Here is a 6,793-nt window from a genome sequence, read left to right as displayed (position 1 = left end):
ATCTGTGAAGTAAATTTAGGCATAGTCAAGATACTATACGTTTTGCCTTGAATCGAGTGTTTACATATACTCCTCTCCTTGGAGAAGATATACTGCAAGTACCCTAGGAGATATACTTCACCGTCCAAGTAAGTACTACTTCTCGTGATATCCTATTAGTATATACAAGACTGTTGCCCACATTTAAAGTGAATGTATTTGTTGGATTCATGTTTTTTTGCGAAGTTTGTTGCTTGAAAAGTAAGCTTTGAGACATGAATATGAGAAATATTGTACTGTGTATATTATATTTGTTTTTGGTGCCGATGGGAGGGTTTGCCCAATCTGAGGTCGTTGTCTTGTATCCCGATACTGAAAATAAGGATTTGGATGAAGCTGTATACCAAAAAATCTTTTTGGCCGGCACGATCGATATGGGGAAAAGTGTGGATTGGCAGAAGGCTACCTGTGACTGGTTCCGGGCGCTTCCGGAGGGACGGTATCTCTTGTTCAATCCTCGTAGGGATAAAGGGTTGAGCGGGGAAATGTCCGATTTTGAGCATCAAGTGAATTGGGAACTGGAGCATCTGGAGAAAGCCGATCTGATTATCATGAACATTCTGGCGAGCAGCAAATCCCCGATAACTTTATTGGAGATGGGGCTGTTTATGCGCTCCGGAAAGTTGCGGGTGATTTGCGAGCCCGGCTTTTACCGGTATGATAATGTGCGCTTAACTTGTGTGCGCTATGGCGTCCCATTGTATCAGAATATGGACGATTTTTTGAAAACCATGCGCTAATCTATTATTATTTGTTTAACTTTGTATAGTTTTAGGGACGGTGTGGAATCGATCCTAAGCGAATATTGTCGAACAAAATGGAAAGAATATGAAAGGTATAGTTTTAGCCGGAGGATCGGGTACCCGCTTGTATCCGATCACTAAAGGAGTTTCCAAGCAACTTCTACCTATTTATGATAAGCCGATGATTTTTTATCCGGTATCCGTGCTCATGCTGGCGGGGATACGGGAGATTCTTATTATATCGACCCCGCAGGATTTGCCGGGCTTTCGTCGTTTACTGGGCGATGGCTCCGATTATGGCGTTCGTTTTGAATATGCCGAGCAGCCTTCGCCGGACGGATTGGCGCAAGCTTTCATCATTGGAGAGCGCTTTATCGGCGATGACTCCGTTTGCTTGGTACTTGGCGATAATATCTTTTACGGACAGAGCTTTACCCGTATGTTAAAAGAGGCCGTTGACAAGGCGGAGAACGAACAAAAAGCGACCGTGTTCGGTTACTACGTAAACGATCCGGAACGCTATGGCGTGGCCGAGTTCGACGCGGATGGGAACGTCCTCAGTATCGAGGAGAAACCGAAGGAACCGAAGTCGAATTACGCCGTGGTAGGATTGTATTTCTATCCGAACAAGGTGGTGGGCGTGGCCAAGAATATCAAGCCTTCCGCCCGTGGAGAGCTGGAGATCACTACCGTGAACCAGTGGTTCTTGAAGGATGGAGAGTTGAAAGTGCAGCTATTGGGACGTGGATTCGCTTGGTTGGATACCGGGACTCACGACTCGTTGTCTGAGGCATCTACTTTCGTGGAGGTGATCGAGAAGAGACAGGGACTGAAGGTGGCTTGTCTGGAGGAGATCGCTTTCAAGCAAGGATGGATTGATGAGAAGCGACTTGAGCAAGTGGCTTTGCCGATGATTAAGAATCAGTACGGCCAGTATTTGATGAGGTTGATTAATAAGTAGAAGTAGTTCAGAATACGAGATATCGATGGAAAAAGACAGTAAAATATTTGTTGCCGGTCACCGGGGCTTGGTAGGCTCCGCCATCCTGAATAATTTGCGTAGCAAAGGGTATACGAACTTCCTGCTTCGTACGCATGCGGAACTGGATCTGACGGATCAAGCCGCTGTGAACGAGTTTTTTGCCGCTGAACGGCCGGACTATGTGTTCTTGTCGGCGGCGCACGTCGGCGGTATCATGGCGAACAGTCTGTACCGTGCCGATTTTATCTACAATAATTTGATGATCCAGAATAATGTCATTCATGCCTCTTGGAAAAACAATGTAAAGAAATTATTATTCTTGGGAAGCACCTGCATCTATCCTCGTGAGGCTCCGCAGCCGATGCCGGAGGATTGCTTGCTGACATCTCCCTTGGAATATTCCAACGAACCTTATGCGATCGCCAAGATAGCGGGTATCAAGATGTGCGAGAGTTACAACCTGCAATACGGTACGAACTATATCGCCGTGATGCCTACTAACCTCTACGGGCCGAATGATAATTTCAATCTGGAGACCTCGCATGTGTTGCCAGCCATGATCCGTAAGATCCATCTGGCGAAATGCCTGCATATGGGAGATTGGGAGGCCTTGCGTAAGGATATGGACATTCGTCCGGTAGAGGGCGTGTCTGGGAAGGCCTCCGAGCCGGAGATACTCTCCGTATTGGATAAACAGGGTATCCGTCCGGGCGAGGTGGAGCTGTGGGGAACCGGCAAGCCGCTTCGTGAGTTTTTATGGAGCGAGGAGATGGCCGATGCTTCTGTTTATATCATGGAACACGTGGATTTCGAGGATGTCCGCCAGAAGGAGGGCGAGGTCCGGAATACACATATTAATATAGGTACGGGTATCGAGCTTTCGATCCGTGAGGTCGCCGAACTGATCCGGCGAGAGATCGGGTTCGAGGGCGAGTTGAGGTTTAACTCGTCCAAGCCGGACGGTACGCTTCGTAAGCTGACAGATGTAAGCAAGTTGCATGCCTTGGGTTGGCGCCATACGATCGAGATCGAGGAGGGCGTGAAGCGACTCTATGAATGGTACTTGGGAATTGAAAAATGAGAATTGAAAATTGAAAATTAGAGAAATGGGCAAAGTAGCGTTAATAACGGGTATTACGGGACAGGATGGGGCTTATCTTACTGAGTTCTTGATTAAGAAAGGATATACGGTACATGGTATCAAGCGTCGTTCTTCCATGTTCAATACGGATCGTATCGATCATTTGTATCAAGACCCGCATGTGGAAAACCGTAATTTGATTCTGCATTATGGCGATTTAACGGATAGTTTGAATCTTACACGTATCATTGGCGAGGTTCAACCGGACGAGATCTATAATCTGGCCGCCATGAGCCATGTAAAAGTAAGTTTCGACACTCCCGAATATACGGCGAATGCGGATGGTTTGGGCGTATTGCGTATCCTAGAGGCGGTCCGCTTGCTGAACTTGATCCCGAAGACACGTATTTATCAGGCATCTACATCTGAGTTGTATGGCTTGGTGCAAGAGGTGCCGCAGAGGGAGACTACTCCTTTCTATCCGAGAAGCCCTTATGCGGTAGCGAAACTATACGGTTACTGGATTACGGTGAATTACAGGGAGGCCTATCATATGCACGCTTCCAATGGCATCTTGTTTAATCACGAGTCTCCATTAAGGGGAGAGACATTCGTGACCCGTAAGGTAACCCGGGCGGTTTCACGTATCGTTTTGGGTATGCAAAAAAAGGTTTATATGGGTAATCTTTCCTCCAAACGGGATTGGGGACACGCAAAAGATTACGTGCGTGCCATGTACGCTATTTTGCAACAAGATGAACCCTCGGACTATGTCATAGCTACCGGGATTACTACAACGATTCGGGACTTTATCCGTATGGCTTTTGAGGAAATTGGCGTGGGAATCCGCTTTAAAGGAGAAGGGATAGACGAGGTTGCTATCTTAGAGTCGATAGACGAGGAGTTGTTCGTCAAGAAGGTTGGTGATGCCTACCTGGAAAACTTTAAGAAACGTGTGGGTGAGGAAGTTGTAGGAGTAGATCCGCAGTATTTCCGCCCTACGGAAGTAGAGTTGCTGATCGGTGACGCTACGAAGGCACGTACTCGTTTAGGGTGGGAACCGGAGTATTCATTAGCGGCTTTAATTGAGGATATGATGAAGAACGATATAAAACTAATGAAGAAGGAGTCTTATCTGAAAGAGGGGGGCTATAAAATTTTGAACTATTTCGAGTGAGTTCGAAACAATTTGAAGATTTTATTTGTTGTAATTACAAAAAGAGTTAATTTTGTGTCAATTTTAAGATATTAGGTAATTGATTGTTTAATTAAAATGTTGAAAATATGAAGACTAAGGTTTTACTTTTAGCTTTGTTATCAGGTTTTGTATTCTCTGTGGCAGCACAGGAATATCAACCGCAGGTGGGGTTCAGCAATGAGGCTGGTTATAAGACTAATTTCAAGAAGAATAAAGCTCGCGACAATTGGTTTATTTCAATTGCGGGTGGAGCCAGCGTATTGTTAGGAGACCAAAATGGAGAGGCTGATTTCAAGAATCGTTTAAACTTCGCTCCACAAGTATCTTTTGGTAAGTGGTTTAATCCGTATTTAGGATTCCGTACCCAGTTAAATGGTGGTATTATCCACGGTTTTGAAGGTGATGGCGCACAGTTTATGCAACATAATAAATATGTAGCCGCTCACGTAGATTTGTTGTGGGATGTTACTAACTTCTGGGCTCCTTACAGAGAATCTAAAGTGTTCCGCTTGATTCCTTGGGTCGGTTTTGGTTATGCGCAGCGTTTCAAGACTACAGAGTCTTATGATCGTCCAAGAACGGAGTCTCCTACGTTGAACGCTGGTATCTTAACCGCTTTCCGTTTGAGCAAACGTGTTGATTTGAACGTTGAGATCCAAGGTTCTTTGTTGAACGAGCAGTTTAACCGTGTCGAGATGAATCACCTGACAGATGGTATCGTTCAGTTGAGCGCTGGTTTGACATTCAAATTGGGTAAGACAGACTTCGAGGTATTGGAGCCGATGGATTACGCTTTGTTGAACGACTTGAACGGCCAGATCAACTCTTTGCGTGCTGCTAACGATGAGTTGAGCAAACGTCCGGTTTCTTGCCCTGAGTGCCAAGAGACAGTTACTGAAGTTGTAAATAACTACGTTGACAATGTGGTTTACTTCCGCATCAACAGCGCTAAGATCGACAAGAACCAGCAGATCAATATCTATAACACAGCTGAGTTCATGAAGAACAACAACGCTCCGATCAAGGTAGTTGGTTACGCTGATAAGAAGACGGGTACTTCTGATTATAACATGGGTCTTTCTGAGAAACGTGCTAGAGCGGTCGCTAAGGAACTTATCGATAAATACGGTATCTCTTCTAGCCAGATCACTATCGAGTGGAGAGGTTCGGACGAACAACCTTATGGCGAAAATAGCTGGAACCGTGTAGTAATTATGAGCGCTAATAATTAATTTACGAATTAATACTTTAAAAAGGCCGTACTTCTAAGTGCGGCCTTTTTTTTTGCGCCGAAAAATACTTACTTTTGTGAGAATTTATCGAATTGCTATGATATTGAACAAAAAACATGGTTATTTAATCCAATGGCTGATTGGTGTAGGAGATTTGATCGTATTGAATCTCTTGTTTATGGCCGTTTTTCATCTGCTTGGCCCGAAATACACGGAAGCGATATCCTATAATTTGAGAGAGGTTATTCTGTTATTGAACTTCTGTTATTTCTTCTCTTTATATTTTATCCCGATTCAATTGCATCAGGCGGTCGTGTTTATCGACAAGATTGTGCAACGGGCGTTCGGATTGGTTACCGTACTTATCTTTTTATTCGCTACTTGCTTGATCTTCTTGAATGTAGGGGATATTCTGGCTACCTTCCTCTTGGTCTATTACGGGGTTTCTATCATCTTGTTTTCGCTTTGGCGGGTTTTGGTGCGCCTATCTTTAAAGTTGTACAGGCGAAAAGGCTATAACTTTAAGAAGGTGGTGATTGTGGGGGCCGGAAAGAATGGTATGGAGCTTTACCAAGTCATGAAAGATGATTTGAGCTATGGGTTTAGTGTAAAGGGATTCTTTGATGACAATGACTCGTTGAAAGACGTTTTACCTAATTACTTGGGTAAGACGAGTGAGGTGGAAGCGTATGTGCTGGAGCATGATATCGATGAGATTTATTGTACCTTGCCGGGTACGAACAACGGAAAGATCGTACGGCTTCTGAATTTCGCCGAGAAGAAGATGGTGCGTTTCTATATCGTGCCCGAGTTTTACCGGGATGTAAAGAAGAGTATGGTGATGGAGGTGATGGAATCGATCCCATTGCTGACGGTCCGCCGGGAGCCTTTGCAATCCGCCTATAACCGGTTCTTGAAACGGACGTTCGATATATTTTTCTCTTTGGTGATTTTGCTCACGATTTATCCGATCCTGTACATCGTGGTCGGTATAATGATCAAGTTAAGCTCACCCGGCCCGATCTTGTTTAAGCAGAAACGTACGGGATTGTATGGGCATGACTTCGAATGTTTCAAATTTCGTACGATGAAGGTGAATGCGCAGGCTGATACCTTGCAGGCCGTTAAGAACGATCCTCGGAAGACCCGGATCGGCGATTTCTTGCGCCGGACGAATCTGGATGAGTTCCCTCAGTTCGTGAACGTCTTGCTGGGCGATATGTCCGTGGTAGGCCCTCGTCCGCATATGTTGAAGCATACCGAGCAGTACTCGGCGTTGATCGATAAGTATATGGTGCGGCATTTGGTGAAACCGGGAGTAACGGGGTGGGCGCAAGTCACCGGTTACCGGGGTGAGACCAAGACGCTGGAGCAGATGGAAGGACGTGTGAAGAGAGATGTGTGGTATATAGAGAATTGGACGTTTTTCCTTGATTTAAAGATTATTGTGGTTACGGTACTGAATATGTTCAAGGGAGAGAAGAATGCGTATTAATCCGATTTGTTGCACACTTTTTG

6 protein-coding genes are annotated in these 6,793 nt (G+C 45.1%); all 6 read left to right on the top strand.

Going from position 1 to position 6,793, the window contains the following annotated elements; all coding sequences use genetic code 11:
• The first annotated feature begins 254 nt into the window (after positions 1-254).
• The 6 genes from DWX84_RS06830 to DWX84_RS06805 all read left to right on the top strand — a co-directional run bounded on the left by DWX84_RS06830 (position 255) and on the right by DWX84_RS06805 (position 6,770).
• Positions 255-779 carry a nucleoside 2-deoxyribosyltransferase domain-containing protein gene (locus tag DWX84_RS06830; RefSeq protein ID WP_036615697.1) on the top strand — a complete coding sequence of 175 codons (525 nt, stop codon included), beginning with the start codon at positions 255-257 and terminating at the stop codon, positions 777-779.
• 88 nt (positions 780-867) lie between these two features.
• Entirely contained in the window at positions 868-1,743 is an 876-nt protein-coding gene (gene rfbA / locus DWX84_RS06825; RefSeq protein ID WP_008772418.1) for a glucose-1-phosphate thymidylyltransferase RfbA, read from the top strand.
• A gap of 25 nt (positions 1,744-1,768) precedes the next feature.
• Positions 1,769-2,845: a GDP-L-fucose synthase gene (locus DWX84_RS06820; RefSeq protein ID WP_008772417.1), complete on the top strand. Its 1,077-nt coding sequence runs from the start codon at positions 1,769-1,771 to the stop codon at positions 2,843-2,845.
• Between the two features lie 25 nt (positions 2,846-2,870).
• The gene (gmd, locus tag DWX84_RS06815; protein ID WP_048928227.1) at positions 2,871-4,022 is read left to right on the top strand and encodes a GDP-mannose 4,6-dehydratase; all 1,152 of its coding nucleotides are present in this window, start codon (positions 2,871-2,873) and stop codon (positions 4,020-4,022) included.
• A 107-nt stretch (positions 4,023-4,129) separates the two neighbouring features.
• Positions 4,130-5,275, top strand: a complete 1,146-nt coding sequence (locus DWX84_RS06810) for an OmpA family protein (protein WP_005857701.1) — start codon at positions 4,130-4,132, stop codon at positions 5,273-5,275.
• Positions 5,276-5,372: 97 nt separating this feature from the next.
• Entirely contained in the window at positions 5,373-6,770 is a 1,398-nt protein-coding gene (locus DWX84_RS06805) for an undecaprenyl-phosphate glucose phosphotransferase (protein WP_048928228.1), read from the top strand.
• Positions 6,771-6,793: the final 23 nt, after the last annotated feature.

It is taken from the genome of Parabacteroides sp. AF21-43 (genome assembly GCF_003635435.1).
Lineage (GTDB): Bacteria > Bacteroidota > Bacteroidia > Bacteroidales > Tannerellaceae > Parabacteroides > Parabacteroides distasonis.
Note: the sequence above shows the minus strand (reverse complement) of the source record. Positions and strands in the feature narration are given on the sequence as shown.

Bases quoted from the DNA above. Each gene is read 5' to 3' on its own strand.
- DWX84_RS06830 (WP_036615697.1), top strand. From the start codon at position 255: ATGAATATGAGAAATATTGTACTGTGTATATTATATTTGTTTTTGGTG.
- rfbA (WP_008772418.1), top strand. From the start codon at position 868: ATGAAAGGTATAGTTTTAGCCGGAGGATCGGGTACCCGCTTGTATCCG.
- DWX84_RS06820 (WP_008772417.1), top strand. From the start codon at position 1,769: ATGGAAAAAGACAGTAAAATATTTGTTGCCGGTCACCGGGGCTTGGTA.
- gmd (WP_048928227.1), top strand. From the start codon at position 2,871: ATGGGCAAAGTAGCGTTAATAACGGGTATTACGGGACAGGATGGGGCT.
- DWX84_RS06810 (WP_005857701.1), top strand. From the start codon at position 4,130: ATGAAGACTAAGGTTTTACTTTTAGCTTTGTTATCAGGTTTTGTATTC.
- DWX84_RS06805 (WP_048928228.1), top strand. From the start codon at position 5,373: ATGATATTGAACAAAAAACATGGTTATTTAATCCAATGGCTGATTGGT.